Origin of the sequence: Kitasatospora sp. NPDC086791 (assembly GCF_040685975.1) — a bacterium.
Taxonomy (GTDB): domain Bacteria; phylum Actinomycetota; class Actinomycetes; order Streptomycetales; family Streptomycetaceae; genus Kitasatospora.
In genome coordinates this window covers 332,045-353,200 of sequence record NZ_JBFBOC010000002.1, presented here as the reverse complement: position 1 = coordinate 353,200, position 21,156 = coordinate 332,045, and the positions used below count along the sequence as shown (strand labels likewise).

18 protein-coding genes are annotated in these 21,156 nt (G+C 73.1%); 11 read left to right on the top strand and 7 right to left on the bottom strand.

Going from position 1 to position 21,156, the window contains the following annotated elements:
* Positions 1–9: 9 nt before the first annotated feature.
* The gene (locus AB0Q99_RS05490) at positions 10–1,416 is read left to right on the top strand and encodes a class II fumarate hydratase (RefSeq protein WP_363568736.1); all 1,407 of its coding nucleotides are present in this window, start codon (positions 10–12) and stop codon (positions 1,414–1,416) included.
* 123 nt (positions 1,417–1,539) lie between these two features.
* Here AB0Q99_RS05490 and AB0Q99_RS05485 read toward each other — a convergent pair whose 3' ends face one another.
* Positions 1,540–2,010: an SPW repeat protein gene (locus AB0Q99_RS05485; RefSeq protein WP_363568734.1), complete on the bottom strand. Its 471-nt coding sequence runs from the start codon at positions 2,008–2,010 to the stop codon at positions 1,540–1,542.
* A 203-nt stretch (positions 2,011–2,213) separates the two neighbouring features.
* On the opposite strand from AB0Q99_RS05485, the gene AB0Q99_RS05480 reads away from it, so the two are divergent.
* The gene (locus AB0Q99_RS05480; RefSeq protein ID WP_363568733.1) at positions 2,214–2,780 is read left to right on the top strand and encodes a PadR family transcriptional regulator; all 567 of its coding nucleotides are present in this window, start codon (positions 2,214–2,216) and stop codon (positions 2,778–2,780) included.
* A gap of 156 nt (positions 2,781–2,936) precedes the next feature.
* Positions 2,937–4,652: an acyl-CoA dehydrogenase family protein gene (locus tag AB0Q99_RS05475; RefSeq protein WP_363568731.1), complete on the top strand. Its 1,716-nt coding sequence runs from the start codon at positions 2,937–2,939 to the stop codon at positions 4,650–4,652.
* Positions 4,653–4,891: 239 nt separating this feature from the next.
* On the opposite strand, the gene AB0Q99_RS05470 is transcribed toward AB0Q99_RS05475, so the two are convergent.
* The 3 genes from AB0Q99_RS05470 to AB0Q99_RS05460 form a co-directional block, all read right to left on the bottom strand.
* The gene (locus AB0Q99_RS05470) at positions 4,892–6,151 is read right to left on the bottom strand and encodes a response regulator transcription factor (protein ID WP_363568729.1); all 1,260 of its coding nucleotides are present in this window, start codon (positions 6,149–6,151) and stop codon (positions 4,892–4,894) included.
* Positions 6,152–6,242: 91 nt separating this feature from the next.
* Positions 6,243–6,653, bottom strand: a complete 411-nt coding sequence (locus AB0Q99_RS05465; protein ID WP_363568727.1) for a hypothetical protein — start codon at positions 6,651–6,653, stop codon at positions 6,243–6,245.
* On the bottom strand, positions 6,650–7,048 hold the full coding sequence (locus AB0Q99_RS05460; protein WP_363568726.1) for a hypothetical protein: 399 nt from the start codon (positions 7,046–7,048) through the stop codon (positions 6,650–6,652). The genes AB0Q99_RS05465 and AB0Q99_RS05460 overlap by 4 nt, the downstream gene beginning before the upstream one ends.
* A 252-nt stretch (positions 7,049–7,300) precedes the next feature.
* Here AB0Q99_RS05460 and AB0Q99_RS05455 point away from each other — a divergent pair, with 252 nt between their 5' ends.
* The 7 genes from AB0Q99_RS05455 (at position 7,301) to AB0Q99_RS05425 (ending at position 15,876) form a co-directional block, all read left to right on the top strand.
* Positions 7,301–8,743 (top strand): phosphoribosyltransferase family protein, encoded by a 1,443-nt coding sequence (locus tag AB0Q99_RS05455; protein ID WP_363568724.1) that lies wholly within the window; start codon positions 7,301–7,303, stop codon positions 8,741–8,743.
* A 241-nt stretch (positions 8,744–8,984) separates the two neighbouring features.
* Positions 8,985–10,199 carry a 4-hydroxyphenylpyruvate dioxygenase gene (gene hppD / locus AB0Q99_RS05450; RefSeq protein WP_363568722.1) on the top strand — a complete coding sequence of 405 codons (1,215 nt, stop codon included), beginning with the start codon at positions 8,985–8,987 and terminating at the stop codon, positions 10,197–10,199.
* A gap of 42 nt (positions 10,200–10,241) precedes the next feature.
* Positions 10,242–11,444, top strand: coding sequence for a cupin domain-containing protein (locus AB0Q99_RS05445; RefSeq protein WP_363568720.1), 1,203 nt, complete (start codon positions 10,242–10,244; stop codon positions 11,442–11,444).
* Complete coding sequence (locus AB0Q99_RS05440; RefSeq protein ID WP_363568718.1) at positions 11,441–12,337, top strand: hypothetical protein; 897 nt, start codon at positions 11,441–11,443, stop codon at positions 12,335–12,337. Before AB0Q99_RS05445 ends, AB0Q99_RS05440 begins: the two co-directional genes overlap by 4 nt.
* Complete coding sequence (gene fahA / locus AB0Q99_RS05435) at positions 12,334–13,554, top strand: fumarylacetoacetase (RefSeq protein WP_363568716.1); 1,221 nt, start codon at positions 12,334–12,336, stop codon at positions 13,552–13,554. Before AB0Q99_RS05440 ends, fahA begins: the two co-directional genes overlap by 4 nt.
* A gap of 277 nt (positions 13,555–13,831) precedes the next feature.
* Positions 13,832–14,914 (top strand): enoyl-CoA hydratase/isomerase family protein, encoded by a 1,083-nt coding sequence (locus AB0Q99_RS05430; RefSeq protein WP_363568714.1) that lies wholly within the window; start codon positions 13,832–13,834, stop codon positions 14,912–14,914.
* Positions 14,915–15,090: 176 nt separating this feature from the next.
* Positions 15,091–15,876 carry an enoyl-CoA hydratase gene (locus tag AB0Q99_RS05425; protein ID WP_363568713.1) on the top strand — a complete coding sequence of 262 codons (786 nt, stop codon included), beginning with the start codon at positions 15,091–15,093 and terminating at the stop codon, positions 15,874–15,876.
* A 128-nt stretch (positions 15,877–16,004) separates the two neighbouring features.
* Here AB0Q99_RS05425 and AB0Q99_RS05420 read toward each other — a convergent pair whose 3' ends face one another.
* A complete protein-coding gene (locus AB0Q99_RS05420) occupies positions 16,005–17,822 on the bottom strand; it encodes an NAD-binding protein (protein ID WP_363568712.1) in 1,818 nt (605 codons plus the stop codon).
* Between the two features lie 152 nt (positions 17,823–17,974).
* Between AB0Q99_RS05420 and AB0Q99_RS05415 the strand changes: the two genes are divergently transcribed.
* Complete coding sequence (locus AB0Q99_RS05415; protein ID WP_363568710.1) at positions 17,975–18,574, top strand: HdeD family acid-resistance protein; 600 nt, start codon at positions 17,975–17,977, stop codon at positions 18,572–18,574.
* A 118-nt stretch (positions 18,575–18,692) separates the two neighbouring features.
* On the opposite strand, the gene AB0Q99_RS05410 is transcribed toward AB0Q99_RS05415, so the two are convergent.
* Both AB0Q99_RS05410 and AB0Q99_RS05405 read right to left on the bottom strand, forming a co-directional pair.
* Positions 18,693–19,364, bottom strand: a complete 672-nt coding sequence (locus tag AB0Q99_RS05410) for a DUF6461 domain-containing protein (RefSeq protein WP_363568709.1) — start codon at positions 19,362–19,364, stop codon at positions 18,693–18,695.
* Positions 19,365–19,411: 47 nt separating this feature from the next.
* Entirely contained in the window at positions 19,412–20,974 is a 1,563-nt protein-coding gene (locus AB0Q99_RS05405; protein ID WP_363568707.1) for a CoA transferase, read from the bottom strand.
* Between the last annotated feature and the right edge of the window lie 182 nt (positions 20,975–21,156).

The window sequence follows — 21,156 nt, the reverse complement described above, 5'->3', positions numbered from 1 at the left end:
CAGCGCGCGATGGGTGACGAGCAGCAGAAGCCGCAGGAGTACCGGGTCGAGCACGACTCGATGGGGGAGGTCAGGGTGCCGGCCGCCGCGAAGTGGCAGGCGCAGACGCAGCGGGCGGTGGAGAACTTCCCGGTGTCCGGCCAGCGGCTGGAGCGCGCGCACATCGCGGCGCTGGCCCGGATCAAGGCCGCCGCGGCGCGGGTGAACGCCCGCCTCGGCGTCCTGGACGAGGCGACGGCGGAGGCGATCGTGTCGGCGGCCGAGGAGGTCGCGGAGGGGCGCTGGGACGCCGAGTTCCCGGTGGACGTGTTCCAGACCGGTTCGGGCACCTCGTCCAACATGAACACCAACGAGGTGATCGCGACCCTGGCCGGGGAGCGGCTGGGCCGCCCGGTCCACCCGAACGACCACGTCAACGCGAGCCAGTCGTCCAACGACGTCTTCCCGTCCTCGATCCACATCGCCGCCACCGCCGCCGTGACGCACGACCTGATCCCGGCCCTGGAGCACCTGGCGGAGGCGCTGGAGCGCAAGGCCACCGAGTTCGCCCGGGTGGTCAAGTCGGGGCGCACGCACCTGATGGACGCGACACCGGTCACGCTCGGCCAGGAGTTCGGCGGCTACGCGGCGCAGGTGCGGCACGGACGGGAGCGGCTGCTGGCGACCCTCCCCCGGGTGGCCGAACTCCCGCTCGGCGGAACGGCCGTGGGCACCGGCATCAACACCCCGCCCGGCTTCCCGGCGGCGGTCATCGCGGAGGTCGCCCGCGCCACCGACCTGCCGCTGACCGAGGCCCGGGACCACTTCGAGGCGCAGGGCGCGCGGGACGCCCTGGTCGAGCTGAGCGGTCAACTGCGTACGGTGGCGGTCGGGTTCACGAAGATCGCGAACGACCTGCGGTGGATGGGGTCCGGTCCCCGCACCGGGCTCGGCGAGATCAACCTGCCGGACCTGCAGCCCGGTTCGTCGATCATGCCGGGCAAGGTGAACCCGGTGCTGCCCGAGGTGGTGCTGATGGTCGCCGCCCAGGTGGTCGGCAACGACGCGACGGTGACGCTGGCCGGCGCGAGCGGCAACTTCGAGCTGAACGTGATGCTCCCGGTGATCGCCCGCAACGTTCTGGAGTCGGTGCGGCTGCTCGCCAACAGCGCCCGGCTGCTCGCGGACCGGACGGTGGACGGCATCACCGCCAACGTCGAACGGGCCCGGGAGTACGCGGAGTCCTCGCCGTCGGTGGTGACGCCGCTGAACCGGTACCTCGGGTACGAGGAGGCCGCGAAGGTCGCCAAGCAGTCGCTGGCCGAGCGGAAGACGATCCGCCGGGTGGTGCTGGAGCGCGGCTACGTCGAGCAGGGCAAGCTCACCGAGGAGCAGTTGGACGAGGCGCTGGACGTCCTGCGGATGACCCGCCCGTAGCAGCCGGAGCCCCGGGCGCTCCGGCCCCGGTAACCCCGGTAACCCCGGGACGCCCCCGGGCGCGCACCGGGGCGCGGTGGGCGGTCGTACGCCCGCCGCGCCCCGGCACGGACTGCGGGGAGTTCAGCCCCTGGCTCGGCCGGCCCGGCCGCGCCGCATTGCCGCTCCGTTCGACGTCATGGTGGCCATCGAGATCGCCGCGAGGCCGAGCAGGAACATCACGGCACCGACGATGATGCAGGTGACGATGTTCTTGCCGTGTGCGGCGGAACCGGAGACCACCCACGGGGAAATGATCGTCCAGGCACCGAGCGCGGTGGCCGCCCAGGCCCTCGCGTGGGTGCGCTCGTAGGCCGACCCGTAGCCGGCCATCAGCGCGGTGTAGGCCAGACCCACGATCAGGCAGGTCACGGTCAGGGTGCTGAACGCGGTGAAGCCGACGATCCATGGCGATGCCGCCAGGAAGAGGCCGGCCAGGATGGCCAGGGCTTCGATGCCCTGGGCGCGGGGGGTCGACGTGACCCGCTCGTAGTGTTCGCGTAGTTCGACGATGTCCGGATGGTGCTCCATGCCCGTCGGGATATGGGTTGCCACCGATACCACCTCCTGTGGTCCGGAACTTGGAAGGCTTCGCCCCGTAAAAGGCGTTTGCCCCGTACCCATTCTGTCCCTTATCTAACGTTTTGCACCTGATCGTCCACAATGATCGATAACCATCCGATCACGCCGGTGACCTGCGTCTCAACGTCGCCGGCCGCCATTGCCTATGCAACTCGTTGCATAGCAGGATGCGGGGCATGGCACTGGAGCACGCGATCCTCGTCTCGCTGCTGGAGCAGCCCGGCTCCGGCTACGAGCTGGCCCGGCGCTTCGACCGCTCCATCGGACGCTTCTGGACCGCCACCCACCAGCAGATCTACCGGGTGCTGCGGCGGATGGAAGCGGACGGCTGGGTGGCCGCGCAGGAGGTCGCCCAGGACGGGCGCCCGGACAAGAAGGTCTACTCGGCGTCGGAGGCCGGGCGGGACGCGCTGTCCGACTGGCTGCGCGAGCCGGTCGAGCCGGAGACCGTCCGGCACGAACTCGCGGTCAAGATCCGGGCCGCCGCCTTCGACGACCCGGCCGCGCTGGTCTCCGAGGTCGAACGCCACCGCGAGAGCCACGCCGCCCTGCTCGCCCGCTACCTGCACGGCGAGCAGCGGGACTTCCCCGACCTCGGCGCGCTCGACACCCGCCAGGAACTGCAGCACGTGGTGCTGCGCGGCGGCATCGAGTTCGAGCGGATGACCCTCGCCTGGCTCGACGACGTGCTCGCCACCCTGCGCCGCCTCGCCGCCGACAGACCCGACGGATCGACGACCTGACGGACGCCTGACGGCCCGACGACCCGACGACCCGACGGCCCGACGGCCCGACGGCCGACCGGTCAGCCGTCCTGCCCGACTGGCGGATCGGCGGATCGGCGGATCGGCGGATCGACGGCCCACACCCTCGCCCCCCTCGACACCCAGGAGCCCGCGATGCTCTTCAACCCGCGCACCTACGACCCCGCACAGTTCGACGAGCCGACCCGCCGGCTGCTGCGCGCGACCGTGGACTGGTTCGAGTCCCGCGGCAAGAAGGCGCTGATCGACACCTACATCGACCGCGCCTGGTACGCCGACTTCCTCGAATTCGCCGCGAAGGAAGGCCTGTTCGCGGAGTTCCTGACCCCGTCCGCGGCCGACCCCGACAAGCGCTGGGACACCGCGCGGATCGCCGAGCTGAACGAGATCCTCGGCTTCTACGGCCTCGGCTACTGGTACACCTGGCAGGTCACCATCCTGGGCCTCGGCCCGGTCTGGCAGAGCGAGAACGAGGCCGTCCGGGCCCGCGCCGCCAAGCTGCTGGCGGAGGGCCACGTCATGGCCTTCGGCCTCTCCGAGCGCTCCCACGGCGCCGACATCTACTCCACCGACATGATCCTCACCCCGGACGGCGAGGGCGGCTTCACCGCGACCGGTCCCAAGTACTACATCGGCAACGGCAACGTGGCCGGCCTGGTCTCGGTGTTCGGCCGCCGCTCGGACGTCGAGGGCCCCGAGGGCTACGTCTTCTTCGCCGCCGACAGCCGCCACGAGGCGTACCACCTGGTCAAGAACGTGGTGAACGCCCAGATGTACGTCAGCGAGTTCCGCCTGGAGGACTACCCGGTGCGCGCCGAGGACGTGCTGCACACCGGCCAGGCCGCCTTCGACGCCGCCCTGAACACCGTCAACGTCGGCAAGTTCAACCTCTGCACCGCCTCCGTCGGCATCTGCGAGCACGCGATGTACGAAGCCGTCACGCACGCCCGGAACCGGGTGCTGTACGGCAAGCACGTCACCGACTTCCCGCACGTCAAGCGGGAGTTGACCGACGCGTACGTCCGCCTGGTGGCGATGAAGCTGTTCAGCGCGCGGGCCGTGGACTACTTCCGCACCGCCTCCGCCGAGGACCGCCGGTACCTGCTGTTCAACCCGATGACCAAGATGAAGGTCACCACCGAGGGCGAGAAGGTCATCGACCTCATGTGGGACGTCATCGCGGCCAAGGGCTTCGAGGCGGACACCTACTTCGACAAGGCGGCGAAGGACATCCGCGGCCTGCCGAAGCTGGAGGGCACCGTCCACGTCAACCTGGCGCTGATCCTCAAGTTCATGGGCAACTACCTGTTCGCCCCGGCCGATTACGCCCCGGTGCCGACCCGCCTGGACGCCGCCGACGACGCCTTCCTGTTCCGCCAGGGCCCGGCCCGCGGCCTCGGCGCGATCCGCTTCCACGACTGGCGCGCCGCCTACGACCGTCACGCGCAGCTGCCCAACGTCGCCCGCTTCCGCGAACAGGCCGACGGCTTCTGCGAGTTGCTGCTCAGCCACGCGCCGAGCAAGGAGCAGCAGGCGGACCTGGACTTCCTGCTGGAGATCGGCCAGCTGTTCGCGCTGATCGTCTACGGCCAGCTGGTGCTGGAGCAGGCCGAGTTGACCGGTCTGAGCGGGTCCGACGAGGGTGGCGACGTGCTGGACCGGCTCTTCGACGCCCTGGTCCGCGACTTCTCCGCGCACGCCACCGAGCTGCACGGCAAGGCCTCCGCCACCGAGGAGCAGGCCGCCTGGGCGCTGGCGAACGTGCGCCGCCCGGTGGCGGACCCGGCGCGGGCCGCGCGGGTGTGGGAGCGGGTCGAAGCGCTCTCGGGCTCGTACGAGATGCAGCCGTAGCGGGGTCGCGGGACCGGGGTACGGCAGTACCCGAGGGACCCCGGGGGTGCCGGTCGGCGGACCGGCACCCCCGGTTTCTTCACCTCCGCACGCGATGACGCCGGCCCGGCACCCTGGCTGCGACAGGTGCAACAGGTACAGCGGGTGCGGCGGGTGCGGCGGGTGCAGCGGGTGCAGCGGGTGCGGCGGGTGCGGCGGGTGCAGCGGGTGCAGCGGGTGCGGCGGGTGCGGCGGGTGCGTCAGCCGTCGCCGAGGCCCATGTCGCGGGCCCGGGCGACCGCCTCGGCGCGGGTGGCGACGTGCAGCTTCTCGAAGATGTGCGTGATGTGGTTGCGGACGGTCTTCTCCGCGACCACCAGCTCCCGGGCGATCCGCCGGTTGTCCAGCCCGCGCGCGACCAGGTCCAGCACCTCCGCCTCGCGGGCGGTGAGGTCCGGGAACAGCTGGCCCGCCTCGCGCATCCGGGCTCCGGCCAGCAGGGCGGCGATCCGCCCGGCCACCTCGCCGCCGAACACCGCGCCGCCCGCGGCGACCGTCCGCACCGCGTGCAGCACCTCCTCCCGGCCGGCGCCCTTGACCAGGTAGCCGCGCGCGCCCGCCTGGAGCGCGGCGAGCAGGTTGCCGTCGTCGTCCGACATGGTCAGCATCAGCACCGGCGGGGGCGCCTCCAGGGTGGCGAGCCGGCGGACGGCCTCCAGCCCGGAGCCGTCGGGCAGCGAAAGGTCCATGATCACCACGCCCGGGCGGTGCCGGGCGACCGCCTGCGGCACGTCCGCGACCCGCTCGGCCTCGGCCACCACGAGGACGCCGTCGGCGCTCTCCAGCGCCGCCTTGAGACCCTCGCGGAAGAGGGGGTGATCGTCGACGATCAGCACACGGACGGGCGAGGCGTCGCGCGGGTCCGGAGGTTCCACCGGCTGTTCTTCATCCACACGGCCGACGCTACCAGCGACAAATCGACTACTTTCCGTGACATGCTCGGGAAGTCGTCCGCGTGGCGGGGCAGTGCGGGTGCCGATCCGGCGATCCGGCTCCGGACACCGAGGATCGGGGACGGGGACGGGGACGGGGACGGGGACAGGGATCGGGGACTGGGACGGGGATCGGGGATCGGGGACCACGGTGCCCACGTCGACCTGCCGCCAGGCGCTGGCGGGCTCCGGGCCCGAGCGCTGGGCCGGGACGCCGCCCCGGGGCGGCGTGGGCCGCACGGTGAGCACGGTGGTCGGCGCACCCCGGGCGGCGGTGAGCCGGCAGCTGCTGCCGGGCCGGTGGTGCATCGCCTCGCCCGGGGTGAGGATCCGGCCGGCCGCGAACAGCCGGCCGGAGAGCACCACCGTCACCGACTCCGCTGATTCGTACGGAAGTTGGTCGATCCGGACGCCGGGCGGCAGGGTCTCGACGGTCAGTCCGGCGCGGACGGCGGGCCGCTGCTCCGGGTCGATCAGCCGCCGGAAGACGGGTGCGGTACGGGGGACGGCCGCGGGTACGACGATCACGAGTGGTCTCCTCGAACGGGGACTGGCAGGGCCGGTCGGGGACGGACGGGAGGGGCAGGGCCGCCCTGGAGGTTCAGGGCGGCCGGGACGGTCAGGGCCGGTCGCGGCGGGCGGCGCGGCACCGGGCCAGGGCGGCCCGGGTGCCGGCGGTGTGCCGGGGCACGGCGAGGGTCAGGCAGAGCAGTTCGGCGCCGAGCGGCCCGGCTTCGAGCTGCAGCGTGCGGCCGCGACGGGCCAGCAGCAGGTCGCCTTCGGAGGCCAGGTGGTCCGGCTCGTCGGTGAGTCGGCCGACCACGGCGGCGCCGCGCAGCACGTGCAAGACGGTCTCGGCATCGGGCCGGCCGGTCAGCTCGTGGTGGGCGCCCGGGCTCAGCCGCAGGTGGTCGAAGGCCTCGCAGGCGCTGGTGAGCATCGAGCGCCGGGCCAGGGAGCGGATCCGTACGCGTTCGCCGTTCGGGCCGAGGAGGACCATGGCGGCGCCGGTGTCGGTGGTGACGATCACGCGGGTTCATCTCCGTTCGAAGGGGTGCGGTCGCCGGCGGGGACGGTCAGGACGGCGTGGAAGTACTCCATCCCGGCGGTGCCGGCGGTGAGGACGGTCCGGGTGCCGAGCGGGAGGACGACGGCGGTGCCCTCCACGAGGGGGATGCCGGAGTCGCGGGGCCCGTCGTCGCGGTCGTCCGACGAGGCGTCCCGCCGCAGCGCCTTCCCGGGCGGTTCGGCGAGGCCGGAGCCTGCGGTGACGTAGAGCGCGTGCTCGACACCGTCGGCTGCCAGCTCGGCGCTGCGGCCCGCTTCGAGCCGCTGCAGGCCGACGCCGCGCAGCGGTCCCGCGAGCAGGCGGCCGGGGTCGACGACGCCGCGTCGGCGCAGGTCGGTGATGACGGTGCCCGGCATGTCGGGCGCTCCTTCCGGTCGTCGGCGGGCCCTGCGGTCCGCCGCTGCGCTCCACGGTGCGGCGCCCGCTGTCCCGGCCGCACGGGGGTTCCGTCCTGTCCGGCTCCCGGCCCGCTCCCGGGCGGATCCCGGCCCGCTCCCGGGGGGATCCCGGGGTGCTCCCGAGCGGATCCCGGGCCGGTCCCGGGCCCCTGACGGCCACGCCCGCCCTCCCCGGCCGGAACGACGTACGGTGGAACGGGAGGCCGTGTCATGCACGTCACCGGAAGTCACTTCACCCAGTTCGCCGACCGCACCGACGCCGGCCGGCGGCTGGCCGCACGCCTGGGCGACCTCGGCGGCCCCGGGACCGTCGTCGTGGCGCTGCCGAGGGGCGGGCTGCCGGTCGCCGCCGAGGTGGCCCAGGCGCTCCGGGCGCCGCTGGACATCTGCGTGATCCGCAAGCTCGGCGTGCCCTACCAGCCCGAGCTGGGCATGGGGGCGATCGGCGAGGAGGGCATCCGGGTGCTGAACGAGCAGGTCATCCGGATCGCCTCGGTCACCGATGACCAGCTGGCCGAGGTGGAGCGACGCGAGCGCGCCGAGCTGGAACGCCGGGCCCGCCGCTACCGGGGCGACCGCCCGCCCGCGGACCTGCGCGGCCGCAGGGTGATCGTGGTGGACGACGGCATCGCCACCGGGTCCACCGCCAAGGCGGCCTGCCGGATCGTCCGGGCGCGGGGCGCGGCCCGGGTGGTGCTCGCCGTGCCGGTGGCGCCCCGGGACTGGACCGACCGCCTGGAGGAGGTCGCCGACGATCTGGTCTGCGTCGACACCCCGTCCCCGTTCTTCGCGATCGGCGAGTTCTACGCCGACTTCTCGCAGACCGAGGACACGGAGGTGCTGCGGGTGCTCGCCGAGGCCCGAGCACGCGAACGGGACTGGGCACAGGAACAGGACCGGGCACAGGACGACGACCCGCCTGCGGCCTCCCCCGGGGTCGACCGCGACCTGGTGCTGCCCGCCGCCGGGGTCCGCCTCGCGGGGCGGCTGACCGTCCCGGCGGGCGCACTCGGCGTCGTGGTCTTCGCCCACGGCAGCGGCAGCTCGCGGCACAGTCCGCGCAACCGGTACGTCGCCGACCAGCTGAACCGGGCCGGGCTGGCCACGCTGCTGTTCGACCTGCTCACCGAGGCCGAGGAGGCCGACCGGCGGAACGTGTTCGACGTCCGGCTGCTGGGCTCCCGGCTCACCGCCGTCGCCCGCCGACTGGGCGCCGGGGACGGCAGCGGGGACGGCGTCGGGGACGCGGACGGCACCGGGGACGCCGTCGTGCCCGAGACCTGCGGCCTGCCGCTCGGCCTGTTCGGCGCCAGCACCGGCGCCGCCGCCGCGCTGCACACCGCCGCCGAGCTGGGCCCGGCCGTGCGCGCCGTGGTCTCCCGGGGCGGCCGGCCGGACCTCGCCGGGGCCGAGGAACTGGCCCGGGTGAGCGCGCCGACGCTCCTGGTGGTCGGTTCCCTGGACACCACCGTGCTCGACCTCAACCGGCGGGCCGAAAGCCGGCTGCTGCGCTGCGAGAGTGAACTGGCGGTGGTGCCCGGCGCGACCCACCTGTTCGAGGAGCCCGGCACCCTGGACGAGGCCGCTGAGCTGGCCCGGAACTGGTTCCTGCGCCACCTCCCCGAGCCCGGGTCCGCCGTCGGGAGCACCTGAACACGCCGCGATCGCGGATTGCGCAGACTTGGTGTATCGCCCGGGATCGGCAGCACATTTTGCGCAGTGCACGCCGGGAAATCCTGGCCAGCTTGTACACATTGAGCAGTGAGAAACCGACCTGTTGCCCAACCACCCCGACAGGAGCAAGCTCTCCGCAACCGCACCGCCCACCCATCCGCGGTGTGGCCGCGATCCAGCGGAAGCCTCGACGCCGAGGCCCGAAGTGGAGGAACGAGCGATGACCACGCAGTCCCACGCCCTTGAGCTGACCCCCGAGGAGCGCGAGGCCGGTCTTGACGCCGACCAGCTGCGCCGTCTGGTCGGCCTCGTCGAGCACGACCCGGCCGGCGACCCGTTCCCCGTCACGGCCCAGGACGCGGTCGTCTTCGTGGTCGGCAACGCCACCCAGACGGCCCAGTTCTACCAGGTCGTGTTCGGCATGGAGCTGGTCGCCTACTCCGGCCCGGAGACCGGCCGTCGCGACCGCAAGGCGTACGTGCTCCGCTCCGGCTCCTGCCGCTTCGTGATCAAGGGCGGCGTCCAGCCGGACAGCGCGCTGCTGGACCACCACCGCCGCCACGGCGACGGCGTCGTCGACCTCGCCCTGGAGGTCCCGGACGTCGACAAGTGCATCGAGCACGCCCGCGCGTCCGGCGCCACCGTCCTGGAGGAGCCGAACGACGTCTCGGACGAGAACGGCACCGTGCGCCGCGCGGCCATCGCCACCTACGGCGAGACCCGGCACACCCTGATCGACCGCTCCCGCTACCACGGCCCCTACCTGCCGGGCTACGTCGTCGCGGAGAGCAAGGTGAAGCACCCGGAGGGCTCGCCCAAGCGCCTCTTCCAGGCCCTCGACCACGCCGTCGGCAACGTCGAGCTGGGCCGGATGGACGAGTGGGTGTCGTTCTACAACCGCGTCATGGGCTTCGTGAACATGGCCGAGTTCGTCGGCGACGACATCGCCACCGAGTACTCCGCGCTGATGTCCAAGGTCGTCGCCAGCGGCAACCACCGGGTGAAGTTCCCGCTCAACGAGCCGGCCATCGCCAAGAAGAAGTCCCAGATCGACGAGTACCTGGAGTTCTACACCGGCCCCGGCTGCCAGCACATGGCGCTCGCCACCAACGACATCCTCACCACCGTCGACGTGCTGCGCTCGCGCGGCGTGGAGTTCCTCAACACCCCCGACGCGTACTACGACGACCCGGAGCTGCGCGAGCGGATCGGCAAGGTCCGGGTGCCGATCGAGGAGCTGAAGAAGCGCGGCATCCTGGTCGACCGCGACGAGGACGGCTACCTGCTGCAGATCTTCACCAAGCCGATCGGCGACCGCCCGACCGTCTTCTACGAGTTCATCGAGCGGCACGGTTCGCTGGGCTTCGGCAAGGGCAACTTCAAGGCGCTCTTCGAGTCCATCGAGCGCGAGCAGGACCGACGCGGCAACCTGTGAGCGTCGGAGAGCTCTGACCAACGGTCGAGGAGGACCACGGAGATGGCGTACTACCGGCAGCTGGGCAGCATCCCGCCCAAGCGACACACCCAGCACCGCACTCCCGAAGGCGGGCTGTACTACGAGGAGTTGATGGGCGAGGAGGGGTTCTCCTCGGACTCCTCGCTGCTCTACCACCGGGGCATCCCCTCGGCGGTGGTCAACGCGGTGCCGTGGGAGCTGCCGGACCAGTCCACGGTGCCCAACCACCCGCTGCTCCCCCGCCACCTCAAGCTGCACGACCTGTTCGCGGGCGAGGAGTGGAAGTCCGCGGACGTCGTGGGCAGCCGTCGGCTGGTCCTCGGCAACGGCGACGTGCGGATCTCGTACGTCGCCGCCGGGGCCCCCAGCGAGCTCTACCGCAACGGACTCGGCGACGAGTGCGTGTACGTGGAGTCCGGTTCGGGCACGGTCGAGACGGTGTTCGGCTCGATCGAGGTCGGCCAGGGCGACTACGTGATCATCCCGCGCGCCACCACCCACCGCTGGGTGCCCGCCGGCGACGAGCCGCTGCGCGCGTACTGCATCGAGGCGAACAGCCACATCACCCCGGTCAAGCGCTACCTCTCCAAGTACGGCCAGCTGCTGGAGCACGCGCCGTACTGCGAGCGGGACTTCCGCGGACCGGTCGGCCCGCTGGTGGTCGACGCCCCCGGGGACGTCGACGTGCTGGTCAAGCACCGCGGCCCGCACGGGGTTTCGGGCACCCGCTACACCGTGCCGCACCACCCCTTCGACGTGGTCGGCTGGGACGGCTGCCTCTACCCGTACGCCTTCAACGTCAGCGACTTCGAGCCGATCACCGGCCGGATCCACCAGCCGCCGCCGGCCCACCAGGTGTTCGAGGGCGACAACTTCGTGATCTGCAACTTCGTCCCGCGCAAGGTGGACTACCACCCGCTGTCGATCCCGGTGCCCTACTACCACGCCAACGTGGACAGCGACGAGGTCATGTTCTACTGCGGCGGCGACTACGCGGCGCGCAAGGGTTCGGGCATCGGCCAGGGGTCGATCTCGCTGCACCCCGGCGGGCACACCCACGGGCCGCAGCCGGGCGCCTACGAGCGCAGCATCGGCGCGGAGTTCTTCGACGAGCTCGCCGTCATGGTGGACACCTTCCGGCCGCTGGAGCTCGGCGAGGGCGGCCGGGCGAGCGAGGACGACAACTACGCCTGGACCTGGGCCGGTCGGGGGCCCGGGCGATGAGCGGTCTGCCTGCGGGGGGTGCCGTCCCCGAGCTGTTCCACGAGCTCTTCGACGACGCGGCGGTGTTCCCTCCGGGGAACCTGCCGGTCGCCGAGGCGGTGCCCGCGCACCGCGTCCACCGCGCCGCCTGGTACGCCGAGGCGGTCGGCCCGCTACTCTGCGGGGCGGGCCGGCTGGGCGAGTTGGCCGCGGCGGTGACGGCCGCCGCGGCCGCGGGCGGTCCGGCGCAGGCGGGCGGTGCGGCGCTCCGGGTCGGGCTGGTGCTGCCGGGGGGCAGCGCCGAGCTCGCCCAGGCGCTCGCCGCCGCCGCGCCGTTCGAGCTGGCCGGTGTCGAGCTGGCCACCCGGGACGCCGCCGAGGCGGTCGCCGAACTGGACCGACTGCTGCCGCCGGACGTTCCGGCCGCCGTCGAGCTGCCGCGCGAACTCCTGCGCGGGGACGACCTGGACGCCGTCCTGGACGTGCTGGTGGACAGCCCGTACCGGGCGAAGTTCCGCACCGGCGGCCTGGTCGCCGAGGCGTTCCCGGACGAGGCGGAACTGGCCGCCTTCCTCACCGGCTGCGCGCGGCGCGGACTGCCGTACAAGTGCACGGCCGGGCTGCACAACGCCGTCCGGCACACCGACCCGGAGACCGGCTTCGAGCACCACGGCTTCCTGAACGTACTGCTGGCCGCGCAGGAGACCGACCCGGCCGCGGCCGAGGCGGTGCTGGCGGAGCGCGACGGCGAGGTCCTGGCCAAGGCGGTACGTGCACTGACGGATCGTCAGGTTACCGTGATCCGGAACTCGTTCACCGCGTTCGGCACCTGCAGCATCGCCGAACCCCTGGGCGACCTGGCCGCGCTCGGCCTGCTGTCGTCGCCCACGCCACCGCACCAGGAGGACCGTTGACCACCCCCCGCAGCTGGCTCGCCAGCGCCCAGGACTCGCCGTTCGGCGTGCACAACCTGCCGTACGGCGTCTTCACCGCCGCCGACCAGCCCGGTCGGCGCCGGATCGGCGTGCGCGTCGGGGACTTCGTGCTGGACGCCGGGGCGGCCGCCCGCGCGGCCGGCGCGCCCTCCGTGCTGCTGGACGCGGACTCGCTCAACCCGCTGATGGCGGCGGGGCGTCCGGTCTGGACCCGGGTGCGGGCCGACCTCACCACGTGGCTCACGGACGGGTCCTTCCGCGAGGCGCTGTCACCGGCGCTGCTGCCGGCGGACGAGGTCCAGCTGCACCTGCCGTTCGAGGTCGCCGACTACGTCGACTTCTACGCCTCCGAGCACCACGCCACCAACCTGGGCCGGATCTTCCGCCCGGGCTCGGAGCCGCTCACGCCCAACTGGAAGCACCTGCCGATCGGTTACCACGGGCGGGCGGGCACGGTCGTGGTCTCCGGCACGCCGGTGGTGCGGCCGCACGGGCAGCGCAAGGCCCCCGCCGACCCGGCGCCGGCCTTCGGGCCGTCGCGTCGGCTGGACATCGAGGCCGAGGTCGGCTTCGTCGTCGGCGCGCCGTCGGAGCTGGGCAGGCCGGTCGTGCTGGACGACTTCCGCGAGCACGTGTTCGGTGTCTGCCTGCTCAACGACTGGTCCGCGCGCGACATCCAGGCCTGGGAGTACGTGCCGCTCGGCCCGTTCCTCGGCAAGTCCTTCGCCACCTCGATCTCGCCGTGGATCGTCCCGCTGGACGCGCTGCAGCACGCCCGGGTCACGCCGCCGGAGCGCGACGTCGAACCGCTGGCGTACCTGGACGACCGGGGCGGCGAACCGTGGGGCCTGGACCTGGCGATGGAGGTCCGGCTGAACGGACACCTGGTCTCCCGCCCGCCGTTCGCCGGCATGTACTGGACGGCGCAGCAGCAGCTGACCCACATGACCGTCAACGGCGCCTCGCTGCGCACCGGCGACCTGTTCGCCTCCGGGACGGTCAGCGGGCCGGAGCCGGAGACCCGGGGCGCGCTGATCGAGCTGACCTGGAACGGCGAGGAGCCGCTGAAGCTCCCGGACGGGACCACCCGGACGTTCCTGGAGGACGGCGACGAGGTCGCCATCACCGCCACCGCACCCGGGCCCGACGGGACCGTGGTCGGGTTCGGCGAGGTGACCGGGCGGGTCCGGGGGTAGCGGCAGGCCCCTCCCTGTCGGGTCACGGGCGGCACCCGACAGGGAACAGGGGACGGACAACAGATGACAGATGACAGATGACAGATTTCATCATCTGTCAGCTGTCATCTGTCATCTCGCCGGGCCCGTAGCCACCCCGGGTTCGGTTCGGTTCGGCTCGGCGATCACAACTCCGTACCGCCCCCGGTACGGTGGACGGCAGAAGCGGACAGCGGAGGGCGGCGGACGTCGCGGGACGGCGGACGCCGGCCTCACCAAGGGGAGGGGAGCAGGCCCGATGAGCGCAGAGGTGGCAGAGGTCCAGGCGTACCTGGACGGCGGGGTCGGACGGATCGTGCTGAACCGTCCGCGGGCACTCAACTCGCTGACCCACGGCATGATCACCGCCCTGCGCGCGACGCTGGACGAGTGGGCCGCGGACGACCGGGTGCGCGCCGTCGTGCTCACCGGCGCGGGCGAGCGCGGACTCTGCGCGGGCGCCGACATCCGCGCGATGCACGACGACGCCACGTCGGGCGGGGCCGGCACCCGGGCGTTCTTCCGCGCCGAGTACCGGCTGAACGCGCTGATCGCCCGCTACCCGAAGCCGTACGTGGCGGTGATGGACGGCATCACGATGGGCGGCGGCGTCGGCCTGTCCGCCCACGGCGCGATCCGGATCGTCACCGAGCGCTCCACCGTCGCGATGCCCGAGACCCGGATCGGCCTCGTCCCCGACGTCGGCGGCAGTTGGCTGCTCGCCCACGCCCCGGGCGAGTTGGGCATCCACCTCGGGCTCACCTCGGCCTCGATGGGCCCGGGTGACGCGCTGCTGTGCGGGTTCGCGGACCACTTCGTACCCTCGGCCCGGATCCCGGAGCTCCTCGACGCCCTCGCCCGCGCCACCGACCCGGACGCCACGGCCGGCGGCCCCACGACCGCCGACGTCGACGCCGTGGTCGCCGCGCACGCCGAACCCGCGCCACCCGCCGCGCTCGCCGAGCAGCGCGCCTGGATCGACGCCTGCTACACGGCCGACACCGCCGAGGAGATCGTCGAGCGCCTGCTGGACTCCGGCGTCCCGAAGGCGAAGGAGGCCGTCGAGCTGCTCCTCGCGAACTCCCCCACCGCCGTCAAGGCCACCCTGGCCGCACTGCGCCGGGCCCGTACACTGCCCTCCCTGGAGGCCGTGCTCGACCAGGAGTACCGCGTCTCCTGCGCCGCGCTGGACGGCCACGACCTGGTCGAGGGCATCCGCGCCCAGGTGATCGACAAGGACCGCAACCCCCGCTGGGAGCCCGCCGCCCTCGCCGGGGTGACGGAGGTGGACGTCGCACGCTTCCTCGCCCCGCGCGAGGGCGACGAGCTGGGCCTGGCCTGACCCCCTGCCTCTACCCCGCCCGGCACCGGCGCTGGCGGGCACCGGCACCCTCCACCCGGGCTGGTGACCGGCGTCTCGCATATCAAGACTGGCGCGGAACAGGGCACGTCGTAGATCGTTGGGTGGTCAGGGCGCGCCCGTGCGGCGCCGAGCAGCGGACATGGGAGTCGACGGCGATGACCGAGACCGAGACCTACGAGACGATCCTGGTCGAGCGCAAGGGCCGGGTGGGGCTGATCACGCTCAACCGGCCCAAGGCGCTGAACGCGCTGAACACCCAGCTGATGAACGAGGTGGTCGCGGCCGCCACCGCCTTCGACCGGGACCCGGAGATCGGCTGTCTGGTGATCACCGGCTCGGAGAAGGCCTTCGCGGCCGGTGCCGACATCAAGGAGATGCAGGGCAACCGGTTCCCGGACGTCTACCTGGACGACTGGCTGGGCCCCTGGGACCGGTTCGGCGCGCTGCGCAAGCCGGTGGTGGCGGCGGTGGCCGGGTTCGCACTGGGCGGCGGCTGCGAGCTGGCGATGATGTGCGACATCCTGCTGGCGGCGGACACCGCCAAGTTCGGGCAGCCGGAGATCAAGCTCGGCGTCATTCCGGGCATCGGCGGCTCGCAGCGGCTGACCCGGGCGGTCGGCAAGGCGAAGGCGATGGAGCTCTGCCTGACCGGCCGGATGATGGGCGCCGAGGAGGCCGAGCGGGCCGGCCTGGTCTCCCGCATCGTCCCCGCCGACCAGCTCCTCGCGGAGGCACTGGCCACCGCCGAGACCGTCGCGGCGATGTCCACCCCGGCGGCGGTCATGCTCAAGGAGAGCGTCAACCGCTCCTTCGAGACCACCCTCGCCGAGGGCGTCCGCTTCGAGCGCCGGCTCTTCCACGCGGCCTTCGCGACCGCGGACCAGAAGGAGGGCATGGCGGCCTTCGCCGAGAAGCGTCCTGCGGAGTTCAGCAACCGCTGACGGACGGCAGCCGCCGTAGGGCCGACCGCCGACAGATGCCGGCCGACAGGTGACAGCTGACAGATTTCAGATGTTGAAATCTGTCAGCTGAACTCTGTCGGCTGTCACTCGTCAGCCGCCCGCCCCGCTCACTCCTCCAGCGCCACCGTGTTCAGCCGGGCGAGCCCGCTCCGGGTGGCGGCGACCACGATCCGGTCGCCGGGCGCGAGCTGCCGGGTGCGGTCAGGAAGGCCCCACTGCAGCGCCGAGCCGCGGGCGAAGTGGACGGCGATCACCCGGACGCCGCCCGGGTCCTCCAGGTCGTGCCGGTTCAGACCGATCAGCCCGCTGCCGTCCTCCACGGCCAGCTCGGCGATCAGCAGCACGTGCCGGAGCACCGACAGCGTCCCGCGAACCTCGCGCCCCATCAGCGCCGCCGCGAAGGCGGGCGCGGCCAGGTAGGAGACCGACCGCGAGGCCGCGTTGTCCAGTGTCTTGTAGAAGTGCCCGGCGAAGTCGTCGTCGAACAGCCGCACCACCACCCGGACTTCGGGATTGCCGTGCCGCGCCTCCAGCGCCGCCTCCAGGTTGGTGGCGTCGTCGCCGCTGACCGCGACCAGCGCCCGGCTGTGCTTCAGCCGGGCCCGGCGCAGCTGTTCCTCGAACGGGCCGTCGCCCATCACGACCGGGATCCCGAGCGCCCGGACGGCGGCGATGCCGCGCGCCTGCGGGTCCCGTTCCATGCAGACCACCGGCACGCCCAGGTCGTGCAGTTGGGTCGCGACCCGGGTGCCGACGTTGCCGAGTCCGACGACGATCACGTGGTCCCGGGTGCCCGCCCCCGGGTTGCGCGGCTGGCCGCGCCGCCCGGAGCCCAGCACCTCGACCGCGATGGCGGTGGCGACCGGCGCGAAGGTGATCCCGCAGATGGTGATCACCACCTGCGCGACCCGCTGCCAGAACCCGCCGGTGCCCGTCCCGGCGGCGATGTCCGCGAGCTGGTCGGGCTGGGCGGCACCGGCCAGGTCGAGCAGCGAGATGTAGACGGTCCAGCCGAAGTCCCGGTTGAGGTACCAGAGCACGCCGAAGGCCATCAGGACCGCGGCGAGGGCGGTGAGCAGCACCAGTCGCATCCGGGCGCTGGTGAAGAAGCGCATGGTGTCGAGCAGCTGCCAGCGCACCCGGCGCCACCAGCCGATCGGCTCCCGGGGCTCGATCCGCAGCACCTGGAGCGCGGCGGTGCCGCCCGGTTCCCGCTCGGCCGCGGAATCGCCCCCGGCTGCCGGTTCGCGCCGCACGCCTCCCGGGCGGACCGGTCCGTCGTCGCCGAACTCGCTGGCGAGCCGGACGAATTCGGCCGAGTCGCCCTGCTGCTCGGGCAGCAGCCGGATCCTGCTGAGGTCCTGTCGGTCGATCTGGTCGGCGACCACGCAGACCCGGTCGGAGGTGATGGCGTCGTCGAAGGCGATGTGCAGGTAACGCCCCTCGATCTCCACCGAGTTGGGGCGTCCGAGGGCGGCGGCGGCGAACGCCGGGGCGGCGGTCGCCGAGCCGGAGAGCGCGGCGCCGTTCCTGAGCAGCCGTTCGATGTTCTCGCCGAGGCGCTGGTTGAACATCCGGAAGACGATCCGGATGTCCGGGTTGTGGTTCTGGGCGCTGAGCGCGGCGTGGATGTTCTCCTGGTCGCTGCCCTCGACCAGGGCCAGGCCGCGGGCGGTGCCGATGGACACCGCGCGCAGGGCCTCGTCGGTGATGCTGGTGTACTCCACGACCGCAGCGACGCCGTCGAGCTGCTCGATCCGCGGTGCGTGGTCACGGGCCCGGTCGGCGACCAGGACGACGACCGGCACCTCGTAGTGTTCGACGAGTTCCAGGATCAGTCGGTGTGCCAGCGCATTGCCCCCGCAGACGATGTAGTGCTGGCTGATCGGCTCGACCGGAGGGGTCCCCCACCCTTCAGAAGTCATACCGCCGGATGGTATCTACGGCGAGTGTCCGGAGGATGTCGTTCCGGTGGCCGAGGCGGATCCCTCGAACGGCCGTATCCGACACGCGGTCCGGCAACGGCACGGAGAGGCTGGGGTTCGTCTTCTGCCCCCGCCCGAGGAGTGCTGCCACCGTGGTCTCACCGATCATCAATCCCGACGGTTCCCCGGTCCAGGGCCCGCTCGGCATGCTCGCCAAGGCCGCCTGGCAGGTCCTGCTGGTCGCCGGACTCGTCTCGCTCGCCCTCGGGATCATGGTCTTCACCTGGCCCCAGGAGACCCTGCGGGTGGTGGGCGTGCTCTTCGGCCTCTACCTGCTGGTGATCGGCATCGTGCAGCTGGTCGCCGCGTTCGGCACCCACGCCACCACCGCGATGCGGGTGCTGGCTTTCATCAGCGGCGCGATCTGCGTGCTGCTCGGGCTGCTCTGCTTCCGCAGCGCGGCGCAGTCGGTGCTGCTGCTCGCGATCTGGATCGGGATCGGCTGGCTCTTCCGCGGCATCACCCAGCTCTTTGCCGCGATCTCCGACCCGCTGATGCCGGCCCGCGGCTGGCAGGCCTTCGCGGGCGTGGCCAACACGCTGGCCGGCGTGCTGCTGATGGTCTGGCCGGTCGGGTCGATCACCGCACTCGCCGTGCTGGCCGGCTGCTGGCTGGTGATCCTGGGCCTGATCGAGATCGTGACGGCGATCCAGATGCGCAGCCGCGCCAAGCAGATCCCGTCGGGGGTCTGAGCGAAGCGCCCTCGGCCGGCAGAGCGGCTCCGACCGGCGGAGCGCATCCGACCGGCGGAGCGGCTTCGACCGGCGGAGCACGGAGGCCGCCGCCTCCGGCCCGAGCCGCCCGGCGCCGTTACGGGCGCGGGGCGTAGCCGAGCCGGAAGGTGGCGGCCTCCAGCCGTTCCGGGTCCAGCCGGACCTCGGTCAGCCGCTCGGCCAACGCGAACGCGGCCTCGGTGTGCAGCCCGGTCCGTTCCCCGCCGAGGTCGAAGCCGCAGGCCGTCAGCAGCTCGGGGATCCCGGGGGCGTCGGCGTCCGAACCGTCCCGCTGATCGGCGAAGAGCGGCTCGAAGTGCAGCCGGCAGCCGCCGTGCTCCCACCAGTGGAAGCTGTCCACCGCGTTGACGTTCCGGAAGTGCGAGACCAGCCGGGTGCCGTCGGCGAGCCGGGGGACGACCTCGTGGAGGCTGCCGAGGTAGCCGTACGGCTCGATCGCGAGGGCCCAGCCGTCCAGCTCGGTGACGGCGACGAGCAGCCGGTCGCCGTCTCCGTCGTCGCCGTCTCCGTCGTCGCCGTCGCCGTCGCCGAGCAGGGCTTCGACGTCCTCGTCCTCCCCGTCGTCGAAGGCCTCCCAGGCGGCGACCACCGCGTCCAGCCCGGCGACCTCGCGGCCGGACAGGGCGTCGAAGCGGCGCAGCAGTCCGTCGGCGGAGATCCCCTGGACGTGGGTGAGGCAGTGGGCCTCGCCCAGGACGGGGTAGCGCTGCTCGAACCAGGCGTAGTCGGTGGCGTGTGCGGTGGTCATGCCCCGATGATGCCGGACCTCACCGACACCACCGGGCCGGCGTGGGTTCAGAGCCAGACCGGCGCGTCCGTCCCCCACCGGCCGGGCGGACGAGCCCAGTCGGCGGGCGCGCCCGCGTAGCCGATCGGCGGCAGGGCGTGGCGCAGCCGCCCGTACCCGGAGTCGGTCTCGGCGAGCCACTTCGACGGGTCGTACGGCTCGTCCGGTGCGTGGGGTACGTCGGGTGCGTCCGGTCCGGCGGGGGCCTGCTCCGGCGCCTCCCGGTCGATGCCGTGCAGCAGCCAGGAGGCCGTGCCGGCCAGCGAGAAGCGCAGGTGGCGGCCGCCGGGGCGACGGGTGCGCTGGTCGGTGAGGGCGCGCAGGACGGCGGCGGCGACGAGGTAGCCGGTGCCGTGGTCGAGGGCCTGGGCGGGCAGCACGCCGGGACGGCCGTCGGGTGCGGCCTCGTGGGCGGCGATGCCGGCGCCGGCCTGGACCAGGCTGTCGAAGCCGCGCCGCGCGGCCCACGGGCCGGTCCAGCCCCAGGCGCAGAGCTGGACGACGATCAGGTCGGGCCGACGGGCGAACAGCGCGTCGGGGGCGAGGCCGTGGGCGTCGAGGGCGCCCGGGCGGTAGCCGGTGACGACGACGTCGGCGGTGGCGAGCAGTTCCTCGAAGACGGCGCGGTCGGCGGGCTCGGCGAGGTCGAGGCGGGTGGAGCGCTTGCCGAAACCGGTGTCGGTGTGGGCGTCCTCGGCCTCGGGCAGCCGGGGCGAGTCGACGCGCAGGACATCGGCGCCGAGCAGGGCGAGGGTACGGGTGGCGACCGGCCCGGCGATCACGCGGGTGAGGTCGAGCACCCGGACCCCGGCGGCGGGCCGGTCCACCGGTGCCTCGCCGAGCGGGCGGGCGGACGTGCTCCCGGCGGTGCCTGCGGTGCTTCCGGCCCTGTCGGCCCTGCCGGTGGTGCCTGCGGTACCTGCGGTGCCGACCTCCAGGTGCTCCACCAGGGGGTGCACGGTCGCGCTCACCGGCGCGACGGCCACCGCGAGCGCCCCAGCCGCATACGCACGCTCCTGGACCTGCTCGGCCGGCAGCGTGCCGATGACCTCGGCGAGTTGTTCGGGCCCGGCGTCCGCGGCGAGGCCGAGGGCGGCCAGCAGCCGGGTGCGGTGGTGGGGATAGTTGGCGTGGGTCCGGACCCAGCCGTCGGCGGTGCGCCAGAAGCCGGAGTGCGGGGCGAAGCTGACGGGGGTGCGGCCGTCGATCGTCAGGTGCCGCTCGCTGACGAAGGCGGTGGCGACGGCGCCCTGGTCCACCCGGACGGCGGGCACGGGGCCGCCCCCGCGCAGGGCGGCGAGTTCGGCGGCGGCGAGCGAGCAGACGGCCACGGCGGCCCGGGCGAGGCGCCGCACCGGCAGCCCGGACGGAAGGACGTCCTCAGGGCCCTGGAACCGCACCCGTTCCAGCAGCTCGGCCGGTCCGCCGAGGGCCGCCCAGGCGTCGGCGGTGGGGCGGTCGGCGACGTGGGCGGTGGCGTGGGCGGTGGCGTGGGCGGTGGCGTGGGCGGTGGATCCGCCGACGGCGTTCACGGAGCGGGCGGGTCCTGCGGGCAGCGGACGATCAGTCATGTCCGGCATTGTGCTCCCCTTCCCAGGCGCCCGCCGTGACGCCCGCCACCAGCATCAGCAGCACCGCCGGGCCTGCCCTCTCCACGTCCACCAGTGCGGCGGGAACCCGCTGCTCGCCGGCCCGACCGTCCTGGTCCAGGCGAGCGAGCCGGCCGCTGCCCGGCCACCGGCCCTGACTCGAC

What these genes read in the sequence shown, in the direction of transcription:
- AB0Q99_RS05490 (WP_363568736.1), top strand. Translation starts at nt 10, where the DNA reads ATGGGTGACGAGCAGCAGAAGCCGCAGGAGTACCGGGTCGAGCACGAC.
- AB0Q99_RS05480 (WP_363568733.1), top strand. Translation starts at nt 2,214, where the DNA reads ATGGCACTGGAGCACGCGATCCTCGTCTCGCTGCTGGAGCAGCCCGGC.
- AB0Q99_RS05475 (WP_363568731.1), top strand. Translation starts at nt 2,937, where the DNA reads ATGCTCTTCAACCCGCGCACCTACGACCCCGCACAGTTCGACGAGCCG.
- AB0Q99_RS05460 (WP_363568726.1), bottom strand. Translation starts at nt 7,048, where the DNA reads ATGCCGGGCACCGTCATCACCGACCTGCGCCGACGCGGCGTCGTCGAC.
- AB0Q99_RS05455 (WP_363568724.1), top strand. Translation starts at nt 7,301, where the DNA reads ATGCACGTCACCGGAAGTCACTTCACCCAGTTCGCCGACCGCACCGAC.
- hppD (WP_363568722.1), top strand. Translation starts at nt 8,985, where the DNA reads ATGACCACGCAGTCCCACGCCCTTGAGCTGACCCCCGAGGAGCGCGAG.
- AB0Q99_RS05445 (WP_363568720.1), top strand. Translation starts at nt 10,242, where the DNA reads ATGGCGTACTACCGGCAGCTGGGCAGCATCCCGCCCAAGCGACACACC.
- AB0Q99_RS05440 (WP_363568718.1), top strand. Translation starts at nt 11,441, where the DNA reads ATGAGCGGTCTGCCTGCGGGGGGTGCCGTCCCCGAGCTGTTCCACGAG.
- AB0Q99_RS05430 (WP_363568714.1), top strand. Translation starts at nt 13,832, where the DNA reads ATGAGCGCAGAGGTGGCAGAGGTCCAGGCGTACCTGGACGGCGGGGTC.
- AB0Q99_RS05425 (WP_363568713.1), top strand. Translation starts at nt 15,091, where the DNA reads ATGACCGAGACCGAGACCTACGAGACGATCCTGGTCGAGCGCAAGGGC.
- AB0Q99_RS05420 (WP_363568712.1), bottom strand. Translation starts at nt 17,822, where the DNA reads ATGACTTCTGAAGGGTGGGGGACCCCTCCGGTCGAGCCGATCAGCCAG.
- AB0Q99_RS05410 (WP_363568709.1), bottom strand. Translation starts at nt 19,364, where the DNA reads ATGACCACCGCACACGCCACCGACTACGCCTGGTTCGAGCAGCGCTAC.
- AB0Q99_RS05405 (WP_363568707.1), bottom strand. Translation starts at nt 20,974, where the DNA reads ATGACTGATCGTCCGCTGCCCGCAGGACCCGCCCGCTCCGTGAACGCC.